The 25,420-nt window shown below is 57.6% G+C and carries 22 protein-coding genes and 2 tRNA genes; 14 read left to right on the top strand and 10 right to left on the bottom strand.

All coding sequences use genetic code 11. From position 1 onward, the window contains the following. Positions 1 to 2 precede the first annotated feature (2 nt). The 3 genes from AC07ED_RS08190 to pyrC form a co-directional block, all read right to left on the bottom strand. A complete protein-coding gene (locus AC07ED_RS08190) occupies positions 3 to 1,493 on the bottom strand; it encodes a replicative DNA helicase (protein ID WP_105235355.1) in 1,491 nt (496 codons plus the stop codon). A 193-nt stretch (positions 1,494 to 1,686) separates the two neighbouring features. Next, positions 1,687 to 2,361, bottom strand: coding sequence for an orotate phosphoribosyltransferase (locus AC07ED_RS08185; RefSeq protein WP_067549102.1), 675 nt, complete (start codon positions 2,359 to 2,361; stop codon positions 1,687 to 1,689). Positions 2,362 to 2,407: 46 nt separating this feature from the next. Continuing rightward, positions 2,408 to 3,460, bottom strand: a complete 1,053-nt coding sequence (pyrC, locus tag AC07ED_RS08180; RefSeq protein ID WP_105235354.1) for a dihydroorotase — start codon at positions 3,458 to 3,460, stop codon at positions 2,408 to 2,410. Positions 3,461 to 3,596: 136 nt separating this feature from the next. Here pyrC and AC07ED_RS08175 point away from each other — a divergent pair, with 136 nt between their 5' ends. From AC07ED_RS08175 to AC07ED_RS08160, 4 genes are read left to right on the top strand one after another with little or no spacing between them, the layout of a single operon-like run. Then, positions 3,597 to 4,502: an AAA family ATPase gene (locus AC07ED_RS08175; protein ID WP_105235353.1), complete on the top strand. Its 906-nt coding sequence runs from the start codon at positions 3,597 to 3,599 to the stop codon at positions 4,500 to 4,502. A 9-nt stretch (positions 4,503 to 4,511) separates the two neighbouring features. Then, the gene (locus AC07ED_RS08170) at positions 4,512 to 5,771 is read left to right on the top strand and encodes a vWA domain-containing protein (RefSeq protein WP_105235352.1); all 1,260 of its coding nucleotides are present in this window, start codon (positions 4,512 to 4,514) and stop codon (positions 5,769 to 5,771) included. A 2-nt stretch (positions 5,772 to 5,773) separates the two neighbouring features. Beyond that, positions 5,774 to 6,745 (top strand): XdhC family protein, encoded by a 972-nt coding sequence (locus tag AC07ED_RS08165; protein WP_105235351.1) that lies wholly within the window; start codon positions 5,774 to 5,776, stop codon positions 6,743 to 6,745. Beyond that, positions 6,742 to 7,734, top strand: coding sequence for a molybdopterin-binding protein (locus AC07ED_RS08160; RefSeq protein ID WP_105235350.1), 993 nt, complete (start codon positions 6,742 to 6,744; stop codon positions 7,732 to 7,734). The genes AC07ED_RS08165 and AC07ED_RS08160 overlap by 4 nt, the downstream gene beginning before the upstream one ends. A 50-nt stretch (positions 7,735 to 7,784) precedes the next feature. On the opposite strand, the gene infC is transcribed toward AC07ED_RS08160, so the two are convergent. Beyond that, positions 7,785 to 8,300, bottom strand: coding sequence for a translation initiation factor IF-3 (gene infC, locus AC07ED_RS08155; RefSeq protein WP_245918055.1), 516 nt, complete (start codon positions 8,298 to 8,300; stop codon positions 7,785 to 7,787). A gap of 226 nt (positions 8,301 to 8,526) precedes the next feature. On the opposite strand from infC, the gene AC07ED_RS08150 reads away from it, so the two are divergent. The 4 genes from AC07ED_RS08150 (at position 8,527) to AC07ED_RS08135 (ending at position 10,013) form a co-directional block, all read left to right on the top strand. Further along, positions 8,527 to 9,324, top strand: a complete 798-nt coding sequence (locus AC07ED_RS08150) for a translation initiation factor 3 (RefSeq protein WP_105235348.1) — start codon at positions 8,527 to 8,529, stop codon at positions 9,322 to 9,324. A gap of 188 nt (positions 9,325 to 9,512) precedes the next feature. Next, positions 9,513 to 9,589: transfer RNA gene (locus AC07ED_RS08145), tRNA-Asp, on the top strand. 31 nt (positions 9,590 to 9,620) lie between these two features. Next, positions 9,621 to 9,697 (top strand) — tRNA-Asp (locus AC07ED_RS08140). A 94-nt stretch (positions 9,698 to 9,791) separates the two neighbouring features. Beyond that, on the top strand, positions 9,792 to 10,013 hold the full coding sequence (locus tag AC07ED_RS08135) for an RND transporter (RefSeq protein ID WP_105235347.1): 222 nt from the start codon (positions 9,792 to 9,794) through the stop codon (positions 10,011 to 10,013). A gap of 34 nt (positions 10,014 to 10,047) precedes the next feature. Here the strand turns inward: AC07ED_RS08135 and AC07ED_RS08130 are convergent, their stop codons facing one another. Further along, positions 10,048 to 10,788, bottom strand: coding sequence for a DsbA family protein (locus AC07ED_RS08130; protein WP_105235346.1), 741 nt, complete (start codon positions 10,786 to 10,788; stop codon positions 10,048 to 10,050). 126 nt (positions 10,789 to 10,914) lie between these two features. On the opposite strand from AC07ED_RS08130, the gene AC07ED_RS08125 reads away from it, so the two are divergent. Together AC07ED_RS08125 and AC07ED_RS08120 are read left to right on the top strand one after the other, a co-directional pair. Then, entirely contained in the window at positions 10,915 to 12,063 is a 1,149-nt protein-coding gene (locus AC07ED_RS08125) for a pyridoxal phosphate-dependent aminotransferase (RefSeq protein ID WP_105235345.1), read from the top strand. Then, a complete protein-coding gene (locus tag AC07ED_RS08120) occupies positions 12,060 to 13,280 on the top strand; it encodes an N-acetylmuramoyl-L-alanine amidase (protein WP_105235344.1) in 1,221 nt (406 codons plus the stop codon). The genes AC07ED_RS08125 and AC07ED_RS08120 overlap by 4 nt, the downstream gene beginning before the upstream one ends. Here the strand turns inward: AC07ED_RS08120 and AC07ED_RS08115 are convergent. Further along, positions 13,267 to 13,881, bottom strand: coding sequence for a class I SAM-dependent methyltransferase (locus tag AC07ED_RS08115; RefSeq protein WP_105235343.1), 615 nt, complete (start codon positions 13,879 to 13,881; stop codon positions 13,267 to 13,269). The two genes, AC07ED_RS08120 and AC07ED_RS08115, sit on opposite strands and share 14 nt — an antisense overlap. A 153-nt stretch (positions 13,882 to 14,034) precedes the next feature. Here AC07ED_RS08115 and AC07ED_RS08110 point away from each other — a divergent pair, with 153 nt between their 5' ends. The 3 genes from AC07ED_RS08110 (at position 14,035) to AC07ED_RS08100 (ending at position 18,651) form a co-directional block, all read left to right on the top strand. Continuing rightward, positions 14,035 to 16,554 carry a penicillin-binding protein 1A gene (locus AC07ED_RS08110; protein ID WP_105235342.1) on the top strand — a complete coding sequence of 840 codons (2,520 nt, stop codon included), beginning with the start codon at positions 14,035 to 14,037 and terminating at the stop codon, positions 16,552 to 16,554. A gap of 91 nt (positions 16,555 to 16,645) precedes the next feature. Continuing rightward, positions 16,646 to 17,773, top strand: a complete 1,128-nt coding sequence (gene prfB / locus AC07ED_RS08105) for a peptide chain release factor 2 (RefSeq protein ID WP_105235341.1) — start codon at positions 16,646 to 16,648, stop codon at positions 17,771 to 17,773. A gap of 95 nt (positions 17,774 to 17,868) precedes the next feature. Beyond that, complete coding sequence (locus AC07ED_RS08100) at positions 17,869 to 18,651, top strand: DUF2189 domain-containing protein (protein ID WP_105235340.1); 783 nt, start codon at positions 17,869 to 17,871, stop codon at positions 18,649 to 18,651. A gap of 49 nt (positions 18,652 to 18,700) precedes the next feature. On the opposite strand, the gene AC07ED_RS08095 is transcribed toward AC07ED_RS08100, so the two are convergent. The 4 genes from AC07ED_RS08095 to bcp form a co-directional block, all read right to left on the bottom strand. After that, entirely contained in the window at positions 18,701 to 19,198 is a 498-nt protein-coding gene (locus AC07ED_RS08095) for a bactofilin family protein (protein WP_105235339.1), read from the bottom strand. Continuing rightward, on the bottom strand, positions 19,188 to 20,486 hold the full coding sequence (locus AC07ED_RS08090) for a M23 family metallopeptidase (RefSeq protein WP_105236366.1): 1,299 nt from the start codon (positions 20,484 to 20,486) through the stop codon (positions 19,188 to 19,190). The genes AC07ED_RS08095 and AC07ED_RS08090 overlap by 11 nt, the downstream gene beginning before the upstream one ends. Positions 20,487 to 20,653: 167 nt before the next feature. Further along, positions 20,654 to 21,493 (bottom strand): ferritin-like domain-containing protein, encoded by an 840-nt coding sequence (locus AC07ED_RS08085; protein ID WP_105235338.1) that lies wholly within the window; start codon positions 21,491 to 21,493, stop codon positions 20,654 to 20,656. 75 nt (positions 21,494 to 21,568) lie between these two features. After that, positions 21,569 to 22,042: a thioredoxin-dependent thiol peroxidase gene (gene bcp / locus AC07ED_RS08080; protein ID WP_105235337.1), complete on the bottom strand. Its 474-nt coding sequence runs from the start codon at positions 22,040 to 22,042 to the stop codon at positions 21,569 to 21,571. Between the two features lie 94 nt (positions 22,043 to 22,136). Between bcp and AC07ED_RS08075 the strand changes: the two genes are divergently transcribed. Beyond that, positions 22,137 to 25,415: a YhdP family protein gene (locus tag AC07ED_RS08075; protein ID WP_105235336.1), complete on the top strand. Its 3,279-nt coding sequence runs from the start codon at positions 22,137 to 22,139 to the stop codon at positions 25,413 to 25,415. Positions 25,416 to 25,420 lie beyond the last annotated feature (5 nt).

Genomic DNA, 25,420 nt, shown 5'->3' with positions numbered 1-25,420 from the left:
AATCAGTAACCGTCTTCTGCGCCTTGCTGCCAAGGTTTGACGAGGTTGCCAAAGCGGGTGAAGCGACCTTCGAACGACAGGTCAACGGTGCCAATCGGACCGTGACGCTGTTTGCCGATGATGACCTCGGCTTTGCCGTGCAGACGGTTCATCCGATCCTGCCATTCAGCAAAGTTCGGGCTATCCTCGGACGGTTTTTCACGTTCGACGTAATATTCTTCGCGGAATACGAACATAACAACGTCGGCGTCCTGCTCGATCGACCCCGATTCACGAAGGTCGGACAGCTGTGGGCGTTTATCGTCGCGGCTCTCAACGGTACGGCTGAGCTGGGACAGGGCGACCACGGGGATTTGCAGTTCTTTCGCAATCGCCTTGAGGCCCATCGAAATCTCACCGATTTCTTGAACGCGGTTGTCGCCACGACCCGTGCCGCGCAGAAGCTGAAGGTAGTCGACGATCAGAACGTCGAGGCCATGCTGGCGTTTCAGGCGACGCGCCCGCGCTGCCACCTGTGAAATCGGCAGAGCAGGGGTGTCGTCGATGAACAGCGGGCAGCTTTCCAATGCCTTGGCGGCCTCAACAAAACGACGGAATTCCTGTTCGGTCATGTCACCGCGACGGATTTGTTCGGATGGAACCTCGGACGCCTCAGACAGAATACGCGCAGCGAGCTGTTCGGCGCTCATCTCGAGACTAAAGAAGCCAACAACGCCGCCTTCAATGGCACCCTCGGACCCATCAGGCTTGCGGCCTTTTTTGTAGGCCTTTGCGATGTTGAACGCCACGTTGGTCGCGAGCGAGGTCTTACCCATCGACGGACGACCCGCGAGGATCAAAAGGTCGGATGGGTGCAGACCGCCGAGTTTTTTGTCCAGATCGATCAGACCTGTCGAAATGCCCGACAGACCACCATCACGCTGATAAGCTGCGTTCGCGGTGTTCAGGGCTTCGGTCACGGCTTTCACGAAGGAGGTAAAGCCGCCCTCGGAGTTGCCCTTTTCCGCCAAGGAATAGAGGGCCTGTTCCGCCATCACGATTTGTTCGTTGGCTTCTGTACCGACTTCAACCTTTGTGGCGCGGTCTGCGATGTCTTTGCCGACCTTGATCAATTCGCGGCGCACGGCGAGGTCATGGATCAACTGCGCATAGTCCCGTGCCGCAAAGGCCGAGATTGCAGAACCTGCAAGTTTGACGAGGTAAGCAGGGCCGCCCAGTTCCTGCAGACCAGCATCATCCTTGAGGTAGGTTTTCAGCGTAACAGGCGAGGCGAGAGCGTTCATTGAAATCCGCGCTTTTGCGGTTTCAAAAATGCGGCGGTGGACGGGATCGTAGAAGTGATCTTCGGTGATCACAGCCGCAATTTTGTCAAAGATTTCGTTGTTCGTCAGGATCGCGCCGAGAAGCTGTTGCTCAGCCTCAATCGAATGCGGGATTGGGTCTTCTGCTGCCGCTTCGACCCCTGTTGCGTTGAATGCTGTAAGTTCGTTCATTGTTATTGCACCCAAACTGCCCTGAAACCTGATCCAAGTGTGATAGCCAATTCGGCCGTGAAGGGCAAAATGTATAACCCTGTGGATGGCCTGTGGGTATCCTTGGAGGATACTCTATCTGGTTGGGGCGAAAATAGCGACACCCATATCTGGATAGAAAAAGGGCGGCAGTTTCCTGCCGCCCTCTAAATAATTAGGCGCGTGCCGCAGCCCAGCCCGCTGGATCGCGCAGATACGACTCGACCTCGGATAGGGTGTTTGCATCAAACGCGCCGCGTTCTTTCGCCACTTCGAGGACATCCCACCATGTGCAGAGGTGGATCAGTTGAACGCCGTGATCGCCGAGCGTTTTCTCAACACCTTCAAAGATGCCGTAGTAGAAAATCACGGCAGTCGCGGAACAGGTCGCACCTGTGTCACGGATCGCATCAACGAACGACAGTTTAGAGCCGCCGTCGGTGGTCAGGTCTTCAACCAAGAGAACGCGCTGGCCTTCGGTCATCGCACCTTCGATGCGGGCATTGCGGCCATACCCTTTGGGCTTTTTGCGGACGTAGGTCATCGGCAGTGCCAGACGTTCAGCCACCAGCGCTGCAAAGGGGATACCTGCGGTTTCGCCGCCCGCAATGTTGTCGAAGGCCTCAAAACCCGCTTCGCGCATGATCGAAACTGAGAGGAAATCCATCAGGGTCGAACGGATGCGTGGGAATGAGATCAGCTTGCGGCAGTCGATATAGGTCGGGGCCTTCTTGCCAGAAGCGTGGGTGAACGGCTCTTCCGCGTTAAAGTGGATTGCGCCGATTTCCAGCAGCATTCCAGCGGTGAGTTTCGCCATTTCGGCTTTGGTCGGATAGGAAGAGGGGATCATCGCACGTCCTTATTGGTTTTCTTAAGTTTTACCGGAGGTCCGGTTTTTAGGCCTCAACACGCCAGTGTAGCGGGAAGCCGGCATCAAATACGGTGACTGGACCGGCGCCTGTCTCAATGCGGTCCGGATAGCTGACCGGTTCCCCTTTGACGAGGGTAATGGTCTCTTGGTTCACAGGGAGGCCATAGAATTTCGGTCCGTTTTTGGACGCGAAGGCCTCTAGGTTTTTCAGCTTGCCCGCGGCCTCGAACACTTCTGCCAGGCAAGACATGGTGTTCGGTGCGGTAAAGCAACCAGCGCAACCACAGGCCTGTAGTTTTGCGGGGTCCGTGTGTGGTGCCGAATCCGTCCCGAGGAAGAACCGTTCATCGCCAGAGGTCGCAGCCTCAACCAGTGCAATGCGGTGTTGTTCACGCTTTGCCACGGGAAGGCAGTAGTAATGCGGTTTGATCCCGCCCGCGAGGATGTGGTTGCGGTTGATAATCAGGTGGTGCGTGGTGATCGTCGCGCCGAGGTTCTTATGGTGGTCCCGGACATAGTCCACCGCGTCTTGGGTGGTGACGTGTTCCATCACGACGCGCAGATCGGGCACTTTCTTGCGGATCGGGTGCAGAACGCGATCAATGAACACAGCTTCGCGGTCGAAAATGTCGATGTCGCTGTCGGTGACTTCGCCATGAACGCAGAGCGGCATACCGATCTCTGCCATCTTTTCGAGAACGGGACGGACCTTATCGAAGTCGCGCACACCCGAGGCGGAGTTGGTCGTCGCACCCGCAGGGTAGAGTTTGACAGAGGTCGCGATACCAGCGGCATGTGCTGCTGCAACATCCTCTGGGTCGGTTTCTTCGGTGAGGTAGAGAACCATCAGAGGCTGGAACGACATGCCCTCGGGTAATGCTGCCATGATCCGTTCGCGGTAGGCTGCGGCCTGCGCACCAGTCACAACAGGAGGCACGAGGTTCGGCATCACAATCGCGCGGCCAAAATGCGCAGCGGTATGCGGGAGAACGCCCTCAAGCATCGCACCATCACGCAGGTGAAGGTGCCAGTCGTCGGGGCGGCGGATGGTCAGGCGGGTGAGGGCTGTATCGGTCATGGGCTGTCTTTACACCTTTGTCCCGCACCGCGCCATAGGGGGATAAAGGCTTTTCGGGCCGAAAAATGCCTCTGCGACCAAGGCATGACTTGACGCCTCGTGTCAGCGGTGCAGCATACCCCAAACGGAGGAAACTATGCAGATCGACAGTATCGACGACGTCCAGACGATTCTGGCCGGTCAGGACTACGTATGCGGCCGCGCCTTAGCGACGGTGGTGTTCTTATCCCTGAAACTCGGCCGTCCGCTCTTTCTCGAAGGTGAGGCAGGCACGGGTAAAACCGAAATCGCCAAGGCGATTGCTGCGTCTCTTGGCCGTAAATTGATCCGTCTTCAATGCTACGAAGGTCTGGATGCGGCCTCTGCGGTCTATGAATGGAACTTTGCCGAACAGATGATCGCGATCCGCACGGCAGAAGCGACAGGCGGGGCTGATCGGTCGGAACTGAAATCTGAACTCTTTACTGAGGACTACCTGATTGAACGCCCGCTCTTGCAAGCGATGCGTCCCCAAGAGGGCGGTGCGCCTGTTCTCTTGATCGACGAAATCGACCGCACAGATGAACCGTTCGAGGCGTTCCTGCTAGAGGCGCTTTCTGATTTTCAGGTGACGGTGCCCGAACTCGGCACGATCAAAGCGCCAGAGCCGCCCATTGTGATCCTGACCTCGAACCGTACGCGCGAGGTTCACGACGCATTGAAGCGGCGCTGCCTCTATCACTGGGTCGATTATCCGACCTTTGATCGAGAGTTGGAAATCCTCAATGCCCGCGCGCCAGAGGCCCAAGATGCCTTGAGCCGTGAGGTCGTCGCCTTTGTTCAAAAGCTCCGCACCGAAGATTTGTTCAAAAAACCCGGCGTGGCAGAGACCATAGATTGGGCGAAATGTCTGCTCGCTTTGGATGTGATCGATCTGTCGCCTGAGGTGATTGCCGATACGCTGGGCGCTATTCTGAAGTATCAGGACGACATTGCTCGCATCGAAGGGTCAGAGGCGCAGCGTATCCTCAAAGACGCACGTGCCGAACTCGCTCCGGCGTGATGGTCGTTCATGGCTGAATATATCCCGCTCTCTATTCCCGAAGATGGGAAGCTCGCGCATAATATAACGCACTTTGCCCGTGCACTGCGTAAGGCGGGGCTGCCTGTCGGCCCTGGGCGGGTGATTGACGCCATTCGGGCGGTCGAGGCCGCGGGCTTTACGGAAAAGAATGATTTCTATTGGACTTTAGAGGCGTGTTTTTGTTCACGCCCTGAACATCGCGTGGTCTTTGGTCAGGTGTTCCGCCTCTACTGGCGTGATCCGCGCTACCTCGAACACATGATGTCGATGATGCTGCCCTCTGTGCGTGGCGTTCAAGAAGAGCGCAAAGCCAAAGCAGGGGAAAAGCGCGCGGCGGAGGCATTACTGGATGATCAGAACATCCCCATGCCGAAGGAAGAGGACGAAGAGCCGAACGAAGAAGCCTTGATCGACGTTGATGCTTCGAAAACCATTTCGACCGAGGAAAAGCTGCGGAGCCTCGATTTTGAGCAGATGAGCACAGAGGAAATGGCAGAGGCGAAGCGCATCCTTGCCCGCATGACATTGCCTGTGCGTCCGATTAAATCACGCAGGACCGTCGCGGGCTATGGCGATATCGCCGATTGGCGGGCCACGATGCGGCGGGCCATGCGGCAAGGCGGGGAAATCACCTCGTTTGAGACACGCAAGAAACGTGAGCGTTATCCGAACCTTGTGGTGATCTGCGATATTTCGGGGTCTATGTCGCAATATTCGCGGGCCGTTCTGCATTTCCTGCACGCTGTGTCCAACGCCAAAGGCCAAGGCTGGGCCAAGGTGCACGCGTTCACCTTTGGCACGCGCCTCACCAACATCACGCGCCATCTGAAACATCGCGATGTGGATGCAGCATTGGCGGCGGCGGGGTCCGAAGCGCAGGACTGGGAAGGCGGCACGCGGATCGGTGAGTGTATTGACCGTTTCAACCGCGACTGGTCGCGCCGTGTTCTAGGGCAGGGCGCTGTGGTGCTTTTGATCACCGATGGGCTAGACCGCGACCCTGAGGGCGGCTTGGGCAAGGCGATGGAACGGCTGCACCTCTCATCGCGGCAGCTCATTTGGCTCAATCCCTTGCTCCGCTGGGAGGGGTTCGCCCCCAAAGCCCGTGGAATTATGGAAATGTTGCCCCATGTTACCAGTTTCCGTGCTGGGCATAACATCGCCTCGCTTCAGGGGCTGGCGGATGCCATAGCGCGCGGTGATGATACTGGGGAAAAGGATCGCCTCATGGCGATGATGGGGAGGTAGCGGTGACCGATAAGACAGACATTCCCGCCTTGGCACTCGACTGGCATCGGTCTGGCCGTGGCGCTGTTTTGGCAACTGTGGTTGAAACTTGGGGCTCCGCACCGCGTCCAATCGGGTCGCAACTGGTCGTTGACCGTGACGGCGCGATGGAAGGCTCTGTCTCGGGTGGTTGCGTCGAAGGTGCGGTGATCACCGAGAGCTTTGACGCGATCGAGGACGGCAAGGCCCGATTGCTGGATTTTGGCGTCAGCGATGACACGGCCTTTGCCGTGGGACTGGCCTGTGGCGGACGCATCCGTGTGCTGGTCGAACCTGTCGGGGGCGAAACGTTACACGAGGACCTCTTGGCCGATCTCGTTGCCCGCCGCGCACGGCGCGAGGCTGTCGCCTATGTCGCGGATCTGGAAACGGGGGCGCGGCGGCTGGACGGCTTTGCCCAACATGAAGATCGATTCCGTGGCGATAAGTCGGGCGTTGAAGAGGACGGCCAGACCTTTGTCGCCATCCACAATCCGCCGCTTCGAATGATTGTGGTCGGTGCTGTTCATATCGCCCAACCCCTTGTGCAAATGGCCCGCGCCTGTGGCTATGACCCGATCTTGATCGATCCGCGTCCTGTTTTCGGGTCTGAGGATCGCTTTCCGAATGAGGTGATTTCGGATGATTGGCCAGATGAGGCGATGGAGAAGATCGGGCTCGACCCGAGGACGGCGGTTGTCACACTGACCCATGATCCGAAGCTGGATGATCCTGCGATCCGTGCAGCGCTGGGCTCTGACGTGTTCTACCTCGGCTGTTTGGGGTCCACACGTACCCATGCGAAACGGGTTGAGCGGCTAAAGACGGACGGATTTACAGACGACCAGATTGCCCGCATTCATGCGCCGGTTGGTCTGAATATCGGGGCCAAATCGCCTGCAGAGATTGCGGTCAGCATTATGGCCCAAATCACCGAAAGGCTGCGTAAAGGATGAAATTCGGGCCTGTTCCTTTAGCTGACGCCCTTGGCACGATCCTCGCCCATTCCATCGCTTTGCCCAAAGGCAAGTTGGCTAAGGGGCGATGGTTAACTGAGGATGACATTGCGCAGCTTGCGGCGCTGGGCATGGACGAAGTTATCGTCGCGCGGCTCGAGGCAGACGATATTCACGAGGACGAGGCAGCAACACGGCTCGCGCAGGCTTTGGTGCCTAACCCAGAGGCGCAAGGACTGCGCCTGTCTAAGGCAACGACGGGTCGTGTGAACCTCATTGCCACGGGCGCGGGTATTGCTCAGATCAATGTGGATGCCGTGAATGCACTTAACGCGGTTCACCCCATGATCACCCTCGCCACGGTCCCTGCGTGGCATCGATGCGACCCCGATACGATGGTCGGGACGGTTAAGATCATTTCTTATGGCGTGCCAGAGGATGCATTGAACACGGCGGTCGAGGCGGCCCGTTCCGCCATTCACATCCGCCCGCCACAGTATAAGACGGCGACCTTGATCGAGACCCGCACGACCGACGAAATCCCGTCGGATAAGGGGCGGCGTGCGACTAACGGTCGTCTGTTTCGACTGAATATGTCTCTGACTGAACGGGTTGTGGTGCCTCATCGGACGGACGATATTGCGGCAGCGATTGCCACGGCTTCGGGCGGTGTTGTGCTGATCCTGACAGCCTCTGCGACCTCTGATCCGATGGACGTTGCGCCCTCGGCGGTGCGGTTGGCAGGTGGCAAGGTAACTCGTTTTGGGATGCCAGTGGATCCCGGAAACCTGCTGTTCCTTGGTGAAGTCGGCAATCGTCCTGTCATTGGGCTTCCTGGGTGTGCGCGGTCCCCTGCGCTGAATGGGGCGGACTGGGTGCTCGAACGCGTGATATGTGGCGTGCCTATCGGAGATGCCGAAATCTCGGCCATGGGGGTAGGGGGATTGCTCAAGGAAATCCCGACGCGTCCCCGTCCACGCGAAGGCTGAAACAAAAAAGCCGCCCGAAAAGGCGGCTTTCTTATTCGATTGTCCGAAATTTACTTCGGAAGCGGCCCGATCATCATGACCATCTGGCGGCCTTCCATTTTCGGCATGTTCTCGATCTTGCCGAATTCGGTGATGTCTGCAGCGATCTGTTCCAGCAGTTGGCGGCCCAAATCTTGGTGCGCCATTTCGCGGCCACGGAATCGCAGGGTCACTTTTACCTTGTCGCCATTGCCAAGGAACTTGAGCACGGAGCGCATTTTAACGTCATAGTCGTGCTTGTCTGTACCAGGGCGGAACTTGACCTCTTTGATCTCGATGATCTTCTGCTTCTTGCGCGCTTCAGCCTCTTTCTTCTGCTGTTCATATTTGAACTTGCCGAAGTCCATGATCTTACACACGGGCGGCGTCGCGTTAGGCGAGATTTCAACGAGGTCTAAACCAGCCTCTTCCGCCATTTGGAGCGCTTGCGCTGGCGTTACAACGCCGACGTTCTCTCCTTCGGCGCCGATGAGGCGGATTTCGGGGCACCGAATGCGTTCATTGATACGGGGTCCAGTGTCACGCACCGGCGGTGCGTTATGAGGTCTGCGGGCTATGGCCTTAGTCCTTTCGGCGGTTGTAATTTGGCACGCAACCTAGTCTTGGCTGCGATTTTCCGCAACCCGCAAATGCGTTTGCCACAAGGTCGTAGTAATTCAGCGCCACATGTGACTTTAAAGTTGCGTGATGTCGTGCCATTACACGTATGGGGGCCTGAGTTGGGGCCGATCTGTAGTTTGGAAGGACAATATTATGAGAGCGTTTGTTATTATTGTGGTTGCCGCGATTCTCGGCTTTTTCGGTTATGAATTTGCCGCCAATGGTCGGACACCTGTTGAAGCCGTAAAAGGTCTGGTCGGAATTGCTGCCGAAGTTGCTGATGATGCCGCTGGTGCTGCAACGGATGCAGCCGACGCCGCCGCTGCTGCCGCCACTGATGCAGTAGACACCGCAACTGAGGCTGCAGAAGCTGCGACCGACGCCGCAACTGAAGCCGCGAATGCAGCTACTGAAGCCGCTGAGGCAGCAGCAGAGGCCGCTGCTGCCGCTGTTGAAGAAGCTGCAACCGCCGCGACTGAGGCTGCTGACGCTGCGACGACCGCTGCGACTGAAGCTGTTGATGCCGCTGCGTCTGCTGCAACGGATGCGGTAGAAGGCGCGACCGAGGCTGCAACGGCTGCGGCTGATATGGCAACCACCGCCGCAACTGAGGCTGCTGACACCGCAACGACCGCTGCAACTGAGGCTGCGGACGCTGCAAGTGACACCGTTGATGCAGCGACTGAGACTGCCGTTCAGGCTGCTACTGATGTGACCACGAGCGCCGGTAGCTTGATGGAAACCGCGACAGGCGCACTTGGCGCGCTGGACCCGTCTGCCATTCTCTCGGTCGAGAACTTTGATCCAGCCAAAGTAACCGCCCTGATCGAAGGGTCGTCGCTGTCTGATGGCATTAAGACCCAACTCGTTACTGCGGTTGAGGCTGCTGGTAATAACCCTGAGATGGTTCAAGGCGTGATTGACCAGATCAAGTCGGCGATGGGTCTGTAATTTTTGGCTCATTCAGCTTTGGCTGAATTTCGATAACTTCTTGGAAACGGGGCAGTTTTTCTGCCCCGTTTTCGTTTTTTGGGTGGTCTGCGCGAAGAGTTTCATTTTTTTGTCATAGGGCGCTTGACGCGCCCCGACGCACCGCTTAGAAGCCCCACACGTTCGGTGAGATACCGAAAAGAAGATACGCGGTTGTAGCTCAGTTGGTTAGAGTACCGGCCTGTCACGCCGGGGGTCGCGGGTTCGAGCCCCGTCAACCGCGCCACTTCTTTTCAAGACTTCACAGACGCAAGTGCGCGGTTGTAGCTCAGTTGGTTAGAGTACCGGCCTGTCACGCCGGGGGTCGCGGGTTCGAGCCCCGTCAACCGCGCCACTTTCCTCTCTTTTCAGTTTTGAAAACGCAAAATGCCCTTGGCAATTTGTCGTGCTTTAATATATCACGTTTTTAAAATATATTGGAGGACGCGATGGCGTTTCTAGATACCCTGCCTTGGAACCTTGTGATTTTGGCCTGCCTGACGCTGGGCCTCGCGCCGTTTTTCCCTGAACCGCATATCTGGGAAAAGCTAAAGATGTTAGCTGCGGGCGAGTTGGTGAAGCCGATTGATATCTTTGACTTGGTTATGCACGGCGCTCCGTTTGTGGTGCTCGTTGCAAAGGGGCTTCGCACGGTGATGGCGGGCTCATGAAAAAGGGGGCCGAGGCCCCCTTTGTTGTGTCGTATCAGTTGGCGCGTAACTCTTCGACGATCGACGCCATTTGATCGAGAGGCACATACCCTCGCACCAATTGGTCATCAAAGACGAACGTCGGTGTGCCGCTGATCTGCAAACGCTGCGCCAGCTCCATGTTTGCCTGCAGCACACGTGCAACCTCTGGCGATGCCATCCGCTCAAAGATTGGCGCCGCATCGAAACCAACGGTCGATGCAAGTTGCGACAGGCTGTCTTGGGTGATGTCACCACGCATGTTCATCAGAGTATCGTGGACAAATTTATAAGCGTCATCGCCATGAAGCTGCTGCACGGCAATCGCGAATTGTGACGCGAGGGTCGATTGTTCGCCAAGGATCGGCAGTTCCTTCACGATAAAACGGATATTGCCATCGGTTTCCAAAAGCGTCTCAACCTCGGGGAAGGCGCGTTTGCAGTAGCCGCAGCGGTAATCCATGAACTCTACCACAGTAATGTCACCGTCAGGATTGCCGCCAACCCACGAAAACCCATCGTTCTGGATCGCGTCCATATTGGTCTGGGCCATCTGTTGATCGGCCAAGGTCTCTGCCTGAGCCTGACGTTGTTCGAGAACGCCGATGGCTTCCATCAGAACTTCGGGGTTGTCGAGCAGATAGGCGCGGACTTCAGCCCGAAACGCGCTGCGTTCGGCGTCGCTCATGGCCTCCAGATCGGTGGCGGCGGCTTGGGTGGCGAGACCCAAGGTCAGGGCGAGGGCGAGGCGTTTCATAGAGTTCTCCGATTTATAGTCCGGCAGAGTTGTGCATATCTGGGCGGTGGTGCCAAGGGTCCGATTGACGCGCGGCCCCTGCAAAGGCAAACAGGGGGAGAGCAGATAGACCATAAGAGGCATGACATGCGTGTTTCAAGGCGCGGGGCCGTTGATCCCTTTATCGTGATGGACGTGATGGAATCCGCCCGTAAGGCCGAAGCCTCAGGGCGTCACATCATCCATATGGAGGTTGGGCAACCGGGAACGGGGGCGCCCAAAGCGGCACTGGATCGTTTGGCGCGCGACATGGCCGAGGGTCCGCTGGGGTATACGGTGGCCTTGGGGATGCCAGAACTGCGTGCGCGTATCGCGCAGCATTACGGCGATTGGTATGACCTCGACATGAACCCAGAGCGGATCGTTGTGACCGCTGGGGCGTCTGGCGCGTTTCTGCTGGCCTTTACCGCGCTCTTTGACACGGGCGACCGCGTTGGCCTCGGCGCGCCGTGCTATCCGTCCTATCGTCAGATTCTTCGGTCGTTTGACCTGAACGCGGTTGATATTCCAACGACGCTTGAGGCGCGATTCCAACCTGTTGCGGCAGACGTGGCAAACTACGACCTCCAAGGTTTGATCGTGGCCTCACCTGCGAACCCGACAGGCACCATGTTGGGGCAGGGCGAATTGACCGATCTCGCTGCGGCCTGCGCGGATCGCAACGCGGCGTTCATCTCGGACGAGATTTATCACGGATTGGACTACGGCATTAAACCCGTGACCGCTGCGTCGGTGACCGATGAGGTCTATGTCATCAACTCCTTCAGCAAATATTTCAGCATGACAGGCTGGCGCGTGGGCTGGATGGTTGTGCCCGAAGACCACGTTCGTGTTGTGGAGCGCATCGCGCAGAACCAGTTCATTTGCCCGAGCCATGCGGCGCAACGGCTCGCGCTTTATGCGATGGATTGCAAAGAGGAACTGGACGGCAATGTTGCCAGGTACGCCCGCAATCGCGAGTTGATGATTGAGGGTCTACCCAAAGCAGGCTTTACCAAGATCGCCCCGCCTGATGGTGCATTCTATGTCTATGCTGATGTGTCCGATTACACCGATGACAGTCTGAGCTTTGCAGCAGAAGTACTTGATAAAGCTGGTGTTGCGGTGACGCCCGGTCTGGATTTTGACACGGTAAATGGCAAGCACTGGCTTCGGTTCTCCTATGCTCGCTCAACCCCCGATATCGAAGAAGGGCTTCGTAGGCTCACCAAATTCATGGAGGACCGTCAGTCATGATCCGCATCGTGGGGGCAGCGGTTCTGGCATGTTTGGGCGCGGCATCGCAGGCACAGGATTTTACAGGTCTGGCGCGGCTGGATGTGACTCATTCGGTGATCGAAGATTCGTGGGGCAAAACGACAGTCGACTTGTTCCTGTCGCAGCCGGTGCCGTGGCGGGTGTTTACGCTCGATGATCCGCGCCGACTGATTTTGGACTTTCGCGAGATTGATTGGCGAGGCGCGGACAAGGCGACCTTGGATCAATCGGACCGCGTGAGCGACCTGCGGTTTGGGGCGCTGCGGCCAGGGTGGTCGCGGATGGTGGTTGATCTGTCCGACGCCATGATCGTGAGCCAAGCAGGGATGACGGTGAACACGGTCGACGGAACGGCGCGTCTGACGGTGAACCTGTCGCCAAGTTCGGACGCGGACTATGCCGCCGCCGCAGGTGCGCCCAGCGATCCGGGTTGGGATATGCTGAACACCGTTGATCCGACTGCGCCGCCAATCACTGCGGTCTATGATGGTATCCTGACGGTCGTGATTGACCCCGGTCATGGTGGCATTGACCCCGGCGCCGAGCGGGACGGTCTACGTGAGGCGGACCTCATGCTGCAACTCGCTGTTGAAGTAGCGCAGACGATGAACCGAATGGAAGGGATGCGCGCTGTGCTGACCCGCCAGACGGACGTGTTTGTGCCGCTCGAGGAACGGATTTCGATTGCCCGCAGGTCTGGCGCCGATGTGCTATTGTCGCTTCATGCGGATGCTCTGGACGGGGATGAGATCACCTCGGGTGCGTCGGTCTACACCCTCAGCGATCAGGCCCAAGAGGACGCGTCCTTGCGTATGGCGGAACGGCATGACCGTGGGGACCTCTTGGCTGGGTTGGATTTGACGGGCCAAGACGACACGGTCGCGACGGTTCTGATGGACCTCGCTCGGACGGAAACCGCGCCGCAGAGCGATACCTTAGCGGACGCGTTGGTGCAGGCGCTGATGGATACGAATGCGCGGGTGAACAACACACCTCGACGCGAGGCGCTCTTGGCCGTTTTGAACGCGGCGGATTTCCCGTCAGCCTTGGTTGAGGTCGGGTTCCTATCGAACCCACAAGACCGTGACGCACTCCGTTCTGCCGAAGGGCGGGCACGGGTTGTTGCGGGGATTGTCCTCGCCGTTCAACGCTGGGCCAATTCCGAAGCTGCGAAAGACGCGCTTAGGCGCCAGTAAACCGAGCGAGCCAGACCGTGCGATCGCCGCAGTCGGGGTCTTCGGCCTTGTGCGCAACAACGGTAAAGCCTGCCGCCTCGAGTTCGTGGCGATAACCCGCCTCGGACAGAGAGGCGTGATAGATCGGGGTGCCTTCGACCGACCCGATGGACACGCCCTCATCAGGGCCGCTGGTGAACATCAGCGCAGCGTTGTCGGCGGCATGGGCCGCAAAGACCGCGAACATAGCGCGCTGATCTGCGGGTGAGAGGTGGAAGAAACTATCCCACGCGAGGATCGCATCGAATTTCTCACCCAGATCAAGGCCACGCATATCGGCGCGAATAGAACGGGCGTTGGGCAAGTTGGTTTGGAACAGGGCAATCATGCTCTCTGCCCCGTCAACGCCCGTCACCGCGATGCCACGATCAATGAGGTATTCCGCGATCGGGCGACCCGATCCGCATCCCAAGTCCAATAAACGGCGTTTCCCGCGATCATGGGGCGCAACCGCAATCATGCGGTCCAACCAGCGGCGTTCTGTCAAACGGCGGTCTCGGGACGTGGCCCAAGCAGGGCCGACTCGGTCGTAGGTGGCAAGGATGCTTTCTGGCGTGCTCATGGCGCTGATTTGGTCCGTGGATGGCCAAGGGGCAATCCCTACCGTTCAAACCTATGCGAAAGCGGCGTTTTCATGCCGAAAGTGGTGCTTGCGGTTTTGACCTGACCCGCGACCCGCCCTATAAGCGGCGCACCAACCAAAGGGGTCAAACGCGTGCTGCGATTTATCATGTCGTTCTTCGGGGCTATCTTTACGATGGTCACGCTTGGTCTTGTGATGTTCGCGCTGATGCTCGGCGCGATTTTCACATTCTATGGCCGCGATTTGCCGTCTTATGAAACACTGTCGCAATACACGCCGAAAACGATCAGCCGTGTCTATTCTGGCGAAGGTCAGATCATCGACGAATTCGCTGTAGAACGCCGTCTGTTTACCCCCTTTGATGAGATCCCGCCGCTGGTTCAATACGCCTTTGTTTCGGCAGAAGATCAGAACTTCTTCACTCACCCTGGTTATGACATCCGCGGTATCGCGGCCGCTGCCGTTGAGGCGATCAAATCCCGGGGTGGTGAGGTGCGTGGCGCGTCGACAATCACCCAGCAGGTGATGAAGAACTTCCTCTTGTCCTCCGACCGCACGGCAGAGCGTAAAATCCGCGAACTGATCCTCGCCACGCGGATTGAGCGGGTGATGGACAAAAGCCGCATTCTCGAACTCTATCTGAACGAAATCTTCCTTGGTCAGAACTCGTATGGGGTCGCGGCTGCAGCACAGACCTATTTCAATAAACCGCTGGCCGACCTGTCACCGGGTGAGGCGGCGTATCTTGCGGCTCTGGCGCAGCGTCCGGGCAACTTGCACCCCGTGCGCCAATATGATGATGCGGTTGCACGTCGGAACTATGTTCTGCGCCGCTTGGCCGAGGATGGGTATATTACTCAGACCGTTGCAGAGGCCGAACAGGCGCTGCCTCTGCGCACAGTGCAGTCGGGCGATTACGAAAGCTTCCGTTCGCAACTCCCGCCGCGCAACTACTTTACCGATGAAATTCGTCGTCAGCTGAGCCGCAACTTCGGTGAGGACGAGTTCTTTTCGGGTGGTCTATCAATCCGCGCGACCGTTGATCCCGACCTCCAGTCCGTTGCTGAGCAATCGCTCCAGCGTGCCTTGGAAGAATACGACCGCAATCTAGGTATCTGGAATGGCACAGGGAAAACTGTGCCCACCGATGCACTGGGGAGCGAAGACAGTTGGCGTGCTGCATTAGCCGATGTCACCGTCCCGCGCGATATCGAACTGGTGAGCCATTGGTATCCCGCTGTGGTTCTGGGCATTGAGGACCAACAATTGCGCATCGGGATCGAAGGCGTTCCGGCGTCCGACGCCGAACCGCAGGTGGTTCCGCGTTCTGACATCGATTGGATTCGCGGCAACTTCTTTGACAATTTCGAAGTTGGTGACGTGGTGCATGTCCGCCGTATGACTGCTGACGCTGATGGATCGTTCATCCGCTGGACGCTTCGTCAGGTGCCCAAAGTTCAGGGTGCGTTCATGGCGATGGACGTGAACACGGGCCGCGTTTTGTCGATGCAGGGCGGGTTCAGCTATCAATCGACCGAGTTGAACCGCGCGACCCAAGCCCGTCGCCAACCTGGTTCGGCCTTTAAACCCTTCGTCTATGCGGCAGCGCTCGACAGTGGCTATACGCCTGCAACCATCGTCGTCGACGCCCCGATTGAAATCAACACACCCCAAGGCCTCTGGCGTCCGCAGAACTCGTCCAACCAATTCTATGGTCCAACGCCGCTGCGCACAGGGATCGAACAATCGCGTAACCTTATGACCATTCGTCTGGCCCAAGAGGTCGGGATGGATGTTGTTGCGGAATATGCCGAACGTTTCGGCGTGTATGAGAACATGAACCAGTATCTCTCGGCCTCTCTCGGGTCCGAAGAAACGACGCTGTTCAAACTCGTCGCGGCCTATTCGATGTTTGCGAACGGTGGGGAGCGGGTTGAGCCGACGCTCGTCGACCGCGTTCAGGACCGTTTTGGTAACACCGTCTACCGTCACGATGCGCGCACCTGCCTCGATTGCGGTGAGGCGTCATTGCCGTCAGGGCAGGGGCCGACGATCTTGTCGAACCGTGATCGCATCATGAACGCGGTGACCGCGTATCAGCTGACCTCTATGATGGAAGGCGTGGTAAAGCGCGGCACTGCTTCGAGCGTTATTAACCTGCCTGTGCCGATCGCCGGTAAAACAGGGACGACCAACGACGCCAAAGACGTTTGGTTCGTCGGCTTCTCCTCCAATATCGCGGCGGGCTGCTATATTGGTTACGATAACCCAACCCCGCTGGGCAGTGGCGCATATGGTGGTTCGATCTGTGGTCCTGTGTTCCAGCGCTTTATGGAACAAGCGATCCAAGAGTTCGGTGGTGGTCGGTTTAAGGTGCCCGAGGACTGTCAGTTCATCAACATCGACCGCTTTACGGGCGCCCGTTTGCCCGAAGGTTCCGAAGGCCCGAACGTCATCGCAGAGTGTTTCCGTGTTGGCGAAGAGCCGATCTTTGGTGTGATGTTCGACGGTGGCTTTGCAATGTCGGCTGATCTCCCTCTCTTTGAAGAGGTGCAGCAACAGACCCGTAACGTCACGACATCGGACGGCAATACCGCGACCGTTGGCCCGAATGCGTCCTTTGGGACCTTGTCGTCGGGCGGACTTTACTGACACCGACTTGCCCGTGCCGCTGGCAGGGGCTATGACGCGACCTAATCCGTCGGGGCCTGTCGCCCTGACCCTAAGACAGACGAGTTGACCCATGCGCGCCGAAACGCAGAACATTGTGAACGCCATCGAGAAATCGATCGACCTTCTTGCTCAGCGGATGGACTGGGAAACTGCGGAATACCGTTTGGAAGAATTCAACGCCCGCGTTGAAGACCCGACCCTTTGGGACGATCCAGAAGGTGCGCAGAAACTGATGCGTGAACGTCAGATGTTGGTGGATCAGATCGCTGGTCTGCGCGCGATCAAACAGGATCTTTCGGATAACCTCGAACTCATCGAGCTTGGCGAAATGGAAGATGACGCCGATGTGGTGAAAGAGGCCGAAGAAGCGCTGAAAGACTTGAAAGTGCGCGCCGCTGAGAAAGAGCTCGAAGCGCTCTTGGACGGTGAGGCGGACGGCAACGATACCTTCCTCGAAATCAACTCTGGCGCAGGCGGCACGGAATCCTGTGACTGGGCATCGATCCTTGCGCGGATGTATGTCCGTTGGGCGGAAAAGAAGGGCTATAAGGTCGAACTTCAATCCGAAAGCCCGGGCGAAGAAGCTGGTATTAAATCGGCGGCCTACAAAATCAGCGGCCCGAATGCTTATGGCTGGCTGAAATCGGAATCGGGCGTGCACCGTCTGGTTCGCATTTCGCCCTACGATTCCGCTGCGCGTCGTCACACCTCGTTCTCATCCGTTTGGGTTTACCCTGTTGTAGACGACAACATCGAAATCGAAGTCAAACCGAACGACATCCGTATCGACACTTACCGTTCGTCAGGTGCGGGTGGTCAGCACGTGAACACGACCGACTCTGCGGTGCGTATCACCCACTTGCCCACGGGCATCGTGACAACCTCGTCGGAAAAATCGCAGCACCAGAACCGTGATATCGCGATGAAAGCGCTGAAATCCCGTCTGTATCAGATGGAACTGGATCGCCGTAACGCCGACATCAACGCCGCTCATGAAGCCAAAGGTGACGCGGGATGGGGTAACCAAATCCGGTCATACGTTCTGCAGCCGTATCAGATGGTCAAAGACCTTCGCACTGGCTATGAGACCTCGGATACCCAAGGCGTGCTCGATGGTGCGCTGGATGGACTGATGGCGGCAACGCTGGCGCATGGTGCATCGGGCAAATCTCGTGCAGAGGCCAATGCCGACGACTAAGGGTTATACCCTTAATTCCATATCATAAATACTACTTTGCGACTTGCGTCTCACCCCTTAGCCTTTGACATAAGGTCAAGGGGAGAGGACCATTAATGACGCAAACTGTAGACACACCGCCTCCATCACAGATCCCGTTGATCGGGACCTTGGGCATGGCTGACATTTTCGCGGCACTCAAAGCGGGGATCTACGATTTCCGCCGCGCACCGCAGTTTGGCCTGTTTTTTTCGGCGGTCTATGTGGTGATCGGGTTCGGCCTGATTACACTGGGGGCAGGGCACGTGAGCTGGGTTCTGGCGACCTCGCTTGGCTTTCCTCTGGCAGCACCTTTTGCTGCGGTCGGCCTGTATGAAGTCTCGCGGCGTCTAGAAAACGGGCAGCCGTTGGTTTGGAAAGACGTGCTTGGCGTGGTCTGGCAGGAACGCACCCGTCAAATCCCGTGGATGGGCGCGATCATCGTGATCTACTTCCTGTTCTGGACCTTCCTCGCCCATATGCTCTTTGCGCTGACGATGGGGCTGTCGGCGATGCGCAACGTGATGACGAGCTTTGATGTGTTTCTGACGGCTGACGGTCTGCGGATGATCGGGCTCGAACTGGTGGTCGGTGCGGTTCTCGCGTTTTTGCTCTTTGCGATGACCGTCGTTAGCCTGCCGCTCCTCCTCGAAAAAGAGATCGATTTCATCACGGCGATGCTGTTGTCGATTCGGACCGTTGCATCGAACCTCTTTGTGATGCTGGTCTGGGCCGCGATGATCGCGATCCTTAGTCTGATCGCGCTCGCCCCCGCGTTTCTGGGGCTTATGGTGGTTCTACCCGTGTTGGGGCACGCTACATGGCATCTCTATCGGCGGGTCCTGTATGATCCCATCTAACGCAAAAGGGCGCCCGAGAGCGCCCTTTGTCATTCCATATTACGACTGATTATTCAGCGTCTTTGGTAGCCGGAGCAGCCGGCATTTTCGGCTTAGCAGCACCGCTGGTCGACAGTGGGTCGTCTTGACGCTGAACCGAGCCTTCGAAATGCGCGCCAGACTCGATTGCGATCGTCTTGTGAATGATGTCGCCTTCGACGCGTGCCGACGATGTCAGGCGCACTTTGAGGCCACGAACACGACCGATCACGCGGCCATTGATAACTACGTCGTCAGCAACAACTTCACCACGGATGGTTGCGGTTTCGCCAACGGTCAGAAGGTGCGCACGGATATCGCCGTCAACCTGACCTTCGACTTGGATGTCGCCAGTGGTTTTCAGGTTGCCCTTAACATGCAGGTCAGACGACAGAATCGAAGCCGGTGCTTTGGGCTTGGAAACAGGCATGTCCATCTTTGGCGCAGAAGCCGGCGCAGGCACCGAAGTTTGTGCTGCGGTTTCGGTCGCTTTCGGACCCGGTTCGTTGATTTTGCTCTTAGAAAACATCTTGTCCAGCTCTTATGTAGATCATCGGATTGATTGCTTCGCCGCCGACACGAACCTCGTAGTGCAGGTGAGGTCCGGTTGAACGTCCGGAGTTCCCCATATCACCAATACGGTCCCCGCGCGAGACTCTTTGACCTTCTTGGACGCGGATCGCGTTCAAGTGACCGTAACGTGTTTCGATTCCGAACTCGTGTTGGATTTTAACTAGGCGCCCATAACCCGACGACCAACCCGCGTGAGTGATCACACCGTCAGCGGTTGCGTAGATCGGAGTGCCCACAGGACCAGCAAAGTCGGTGCCATAGTGCATACGGCCCCAGCGCATCCCGTAGCCCGAGGTAAAGCGGAAGTTATCCCGCACAGGCATAGAGAACGGCGCACGCTCTGCGGCAATACGATAGAGGTTGATGCGGTCCATCGACGACAGCAGTTCGTTTGCACGCGCCGTGTCAGGGTCGGCTTCACCGCCATTGGTCGAGAATTGCAACGGGGTGAGCGGGCCACCTGTGCCTGAATACCCGCGACGCACTTGATCAAGCAGCGTATCGGTGTTCAGGCCAGCGGCACGGAACATATTGTCCAGTGGCTCAACAGACACCAGCATCGCTTCTTCAAGTTGGCGGAAAATCTCGTCGTTGCGCTCTTCCATGAGGCGCAGGTCCAGTTCCAACTCAGCGGCGCGGTCGATCGCGCTCTGTGCGTCCGCTTCAATCTGGTCACGCTCAGCCGCGGTGTCAGCCAATGCTGATGCCAGAAGGTCGAGCGCTTCGTTCGAGACGCCACCCGTTGCGCCGGCGACCGAAGTACCGTTTTGAACAGCCGCTTCCAGTGCGGCGATACGCTGCGACAGGTCCTGTCGCTGGTTCATGGTACGGCGCAGGGTGGATTGGATCACCTCAATGCCTGTTTCCAGTTCGCGGCGGCGGTCCTCAGAGCTCAACAGCTCTGTCTGCATCACCGAAATCTGCGCGAGCGCAGAGCTAAACCGTGCTTGCGCTGCAGCGGCCTCTTCGGCGCGGCGGTCGCGTTCGGTCACAAGAGCCTGAAGGCGGGTTTCGTATTCGATTTGATCGCGACGGGCCTGATCGCGGAAGTTCCCCGCGCCAATGCTGTCCATCATTACGATTGCAGTAGCGATAATCGTCCAAGCGAGCACCATTGCGCCAGCGGTCCAAACGAAAAGCTGCATCTCTGAGCGAAGGCGGATGAACCGCGTTTCGGTGTCAGAGCGTAAAAACAGCCGCCGTTCTGGAAAACGCTTTTCAAGCGCTGCGTGCAATCTGGCCATCATTCGAGAGCGCAAGATCGTCGTCCTTGTTCTGTCCCAACCCATACAGACAGGGTCCCAACCTATCCATGCGGACGGTGTTAGCGGGCAGGGGATAGTGGCGCAACGCTTTTACGCAATTTTGCACAAATTGACGCGGTTACATGGGGTTGTGCGCGGTTTTTTGCCTAATTTCCCGATGCGCGAGCGGTGCGATCGGGTGTTTCTTCTGCAAGTGGCCAATAGAAGTCTGGCGGCAGTCCAGCTTCGGCTCGTTTTTCTTCGTTGAACGGTGGCTTCAGGGCACCGTGAAAATATCGCTGAACCAATGCGTGGAATGCAACCTTTGGGTCGAGGTCGTGACGACCGCAAAGGAAGTGAAACCACTTTGATCCATAGGCCACGTGATGGACTTCTTCGGCGTAGATAACGTTTAACGCCTCAACGGTCGCGTGATCTTTGGCCTGTTTGAACAGACCGATCATGCCGGGGGTCACATCCAGCCCTCTGGCCTCAAGCACCATTGGAACGACCGCCAACCGCCCCATCAGGTCGTCGGCCGTTTCTTCGGCGGATTGCCACATGCCAGCGTGCGCAGGACAGGCACCGTAGTGGCTACCTTCTGCGTGAAGGCGATCGCAGATCAGATTGAAATGTTTGGATTCTTCGTCCGCGGACTTTACCCAGTCGTCATAGAAACCAATGGGCATTTTGGTATAGCTGAACCGCGCGATGATGTCCCAATGAAGGTCAACGGCGTTGAGTTCGATATGGGCCACCGCATGAAGCATCGCGATGCGACCTTCGGGCGAACCAGGTTTGCGACGCGGTACATCGCGCGGATCCAACAGGTCGGGCTTTTCGGGGCGAGCGGGCCGCAGGGGCGGAGAGGCCGTGCCAATCTCGGGCGTTAAACCCTTTGCGCGGGCCTCAAACCACTCCGCAGCATAGCGGCGCGACAGTGCCGTTTTTTCATGACCATCTGCTGTGGTCAGAACCTCGCAAGCCATCTGCGCAAGTGGTTTCATCGGTCACCCCGTCTATCGATTATGGGGCAGAGGTGCCTTCCTCTGCCCAAGAGGTCAAGGACAGAGGCCGCTCTGTCAGAGCGCCTTAACAGCCTCGAGGACTTCCTCGACGTGGCCCGCAACTTTGACCTTGTTCCAGACGCGTGCAATTTTGCCATCCGCACCGATTAGGAACGTTGCGCGTTCGATGCCCATGTAGGTCTTGCCATACATGTTCTTTTCAACCCAGACGCCGTAGCGTTCGCACACATCGCCTTCTGCATCGGACAGGAGCGCGATTTTCAGTCCATGTTTGGCGCTGAACTTTTCATGTTTTGCGACAGTGTCTTTGGAGACGCCAAGGATAACTGCGCCAGCAGCGTCAAAGGCATCGACCATCTCGGTAAAGCCGATGGCTTCTTTTGTGCAACCGGGCGTGTCATCCTTTGGGTAGAAATAGAGGACAACAGGTTTTCCGTGAAAGTCTGACAGGCTGACGCTATTGCCGCCATCGCGGGGCAAGGTTACGTCAGGGGCAATATCACCGATGTCGGGGCGCGATTGGCTCATTTTATCCTCCGATTGGTTTTGAAAAGCGCTGCAGCGCGTGGCAATCTGTGTTCTAGAGCAGAACACCACAAATAAAAGGGGCCATCGGCCAAGGATGTCTGAGGCAGGGGAAAACACGTCCACCAAACCAAAGGTGAAGCCGGTTTGGCGCTCTGTCGTGCGCGGGCTTGCGATCCTTTTGGCGGTGCCAGTGGTCTTTGCCATCGTGGCTGGCGTCCTGCTGATTGACCGTGATGTTCGTGCGCCTTTGTGGTTGCAGACGCGGCTAGAGGCCAGCGCGACGCAGATGCTCAACGGTGGGTCGTTGGAGTTCGGGGAAATTCGTTTGAACATTGGGCGCGACCTGCACCTGCGGGCGCGGCTGTCCAATGCGGTATTGCGGGATGCGGACGATGTGACGCTCGCACGTTTGCCCGCAGTTGACGCGCTGATTTCCCCGCGAGGTTTGCTGTTTCGCCGTGAAGTTCTCGTCCAAGAAGTGATTGTCTCAGGCGCACAGGTCGGGTTCCTGCGGGCTGCAGATGGTTCCGTCGCCCTATCGTTCGAGACGAATGGCGCGGCCGTCGGACAGGCGGACAACTTTGTCGAATTGCTGGATGACATTGACGCTGTGCTTGCGGGGCCTGCTCTCGAAGCGCTGGAACTGGTGCGGGCAGAGGGATTGATCGTCAACTATTCAGATGCCCGCGCAAACCAAAGCTGGACGGTCGATGGCGGCGTTGTGACCTTGGATCTAACCAGTGGCGTGACCTCGTTGCGCGGTGCGTTCTCGCTCTTGTCGGGGCGTCCTTTTGTAACGGATGTTTCGCTATTCTTTGACAGTCCGAACAATCGCCGTGCGGCCAGCATGGGGTTTACGGTCCGGAATGGGATCGCCCGCGACCTTGCCGTGCAGACGCCAGCCTTGGGGTGGCTGTCTGTGCTTGATGCACCTGTGAACGCCTCTCTTCGGGCGAGCATTGATGATGAAGGTGGGTTGGGGCCAGTCTACGCCTCGCTCGAACTCACAGACGGTTTGATCCAGCCAACACCCGAAGCCCGTCCGATCCCGTTGCGCTATGCGCGGGCTTATTTGTCGTATTTGCCGCTACAGGGTAGGGTGTCGTTTGATCGTGCGGAACTGGATACAGAGTGGGGCACCATGTCCGCCTCTGGCCAAGCGTTTTTGCGCAATTGGAACGAAGGGGGATGGCCAGAGTCGTTCGAAGGTCAGTTTAGCCTGCGCGATATCGCCCTGAATCCCGATGGCATGTTTGATGAGCCGCAAAAGATTGACGCGGCCTCTGCGGTGATGAGGATGACGCTTTCGCCATTTGCCATCGATATCGGGTCTGTCGACCTGCGCCTGTCGGATCAAGACATCCATGCTAACGGCCGTATTACAGCCGACTCCAAAGGTTGGGGCGTGGCGGTTGATGCTTCGGCGGCGGCGCTTAATATCCCTGATTTCATGCCGCTTTGGCCTGAGCAAGTTAAACCAGACACCCGTCGTTGGTTCGCGGAGAACCTCACGGATGGCTGGATTCGTGATGCGACTGTTGGTTTGCGGGTAGAGGCCGACCAGCCGCCTGTCGTCGCAACGACGGCGAGCTTTGACAACGCCCGTTTCAGGCCGACACCGAAACTCCCCTATATTGACGATGCTGCGGGCTTTGTCTCGATCGCGGATAATCGTTTGGCGATCATGCTCGATCAAGGGACCACGACACCGCCGCAAGGGGGATCGATAGATCTGTCGGGCACGGTGATGCAAATCGATGACGTGCGGATCAAAGGTAACGACGGCCACTTCACGATCCGTACTGATAGCACGCTGACGGCAGCGCTGTCGTTCTTGGACCAGCCGCCGTTTGAATTTTTGACCAAAGCGGGTCAGCCCGTGACTTTGGCCGATGCGCGCGCGGTTGGTGTGACAGAGCTTGTCGTGCCGCTGATCAATCCAATGCCACCGAACAGCCTACGGTTTCAGTCCGACTACACATTGCAGAACCTGCGCTCGGATACGCTGGTCCCGGGGCAGCGGCTCACGGCGGCTCAGGCCAATGTCGATGTGAACAACACCGGCATCACAGTGTCGGCCAACGCGCAGGTCGGACAGGTGCCTCTGACCGTAGAATGGAGCCAGGCGCTAGGACGTGACGCGCCAAAGGTCAGCACGGTGATCGGACAGGTCGAAGTTTCGCCGACATTCTTGTCTCAGTTCAACATCAACCTCCCCGCAAATACGGTGCGCGGTTCTACAATGGCCGATCTTCGGATCGACTTGGAACGGGATACTCCGCCTGCGTTTTCGCTATCCTCGCAGATGGTCGGGGCGGAAGTATCATTGCCCTCTGTCGGTTGGGTGAAGCCTGCAGGTCAATCGGGCGAGTTTTCAATATCGGGCCGACTGTCCAATCCGCCGCAGATCGACGCGCTTCGCATTCGTGGGAATGGGTTTAGTGCGGATGGTGCACTGACGCTGAATGCAGATGGCACGATGGAACGGGCCGATTTCGGCGAGGTCACAATCGGGAACTGGTTCGAAGGTGCAGTTGAGCTTATCGGGCGCGGTGCGGGTCGGGCCCCAGATACCCAAGTCACAAATGGTCGTTTTGATTTACGAGGTGCGAAGACCTCTGGTGGGGCAAACGCGGGGGCGCTTATGGCTCAACTGGATCGTTTGACGATCAGCGATGGCATTTACCTGAGCAACTTCCGTGGTGAATTCTCGGACGAGGGTGGGTTCCATGGGAATTTTACGGGCACCCTGAATGACATCGCGCCTGTGCGGGGACGGTTAGAGACGACGGCGAATGGCCCTGCTGTGCGGATTTTGGCGGACAATGGCGGCGTCGTTGCTCAGGCCATGGGGTTGCTCGACAATGCCAACGGCGACGCGCTCGAGATGATCCTGACCCCAACAGGCGCAGAGGGCACCTATGACGGTGTTCTAACGATTAAGAACCTTCAGGTGCGTCAGGCGCCGACGCTCGCCGCTTTGCTCGATGCGATCAGTGTTGTTGGTCTGTTGCAGCAGATGAACGGGCAGGGGCTAACCTTTGCCGATGTGGATGCGACGTTCAGACTGACGCCTGATCAGATTATCGTCACGGAATCGAGCGCGGTTGGCCCAGGTTTGGGAATTTCGCTCGATGGCACGTATTACATTGCTCGTACCGAGATGGATTTTCAGGGTGTGATTTCCCCTGTTTACCTTCTCAACGGCATAGGCTCGGTGCTGACCCGACCGGGTGAGGGTCTCTTTGGCTTCAATTATACGCTGCGGGGGACTAAAGGGGCGCAACGGATTTCGGTGAATCCACTGTCAGCCCTAACACCGGGGATGTTCCGCAATATATTCCGTCGACCACCGCCCCAAGTGAGCCAATAGGACCT

The organism is Aestuarium zhoushanense (assembly GCF_056431045.1).
Note: the sequence above shows the minus strand (reverse complement) of the source record. Positions and strands in the feature narration are given on the sequence as shown.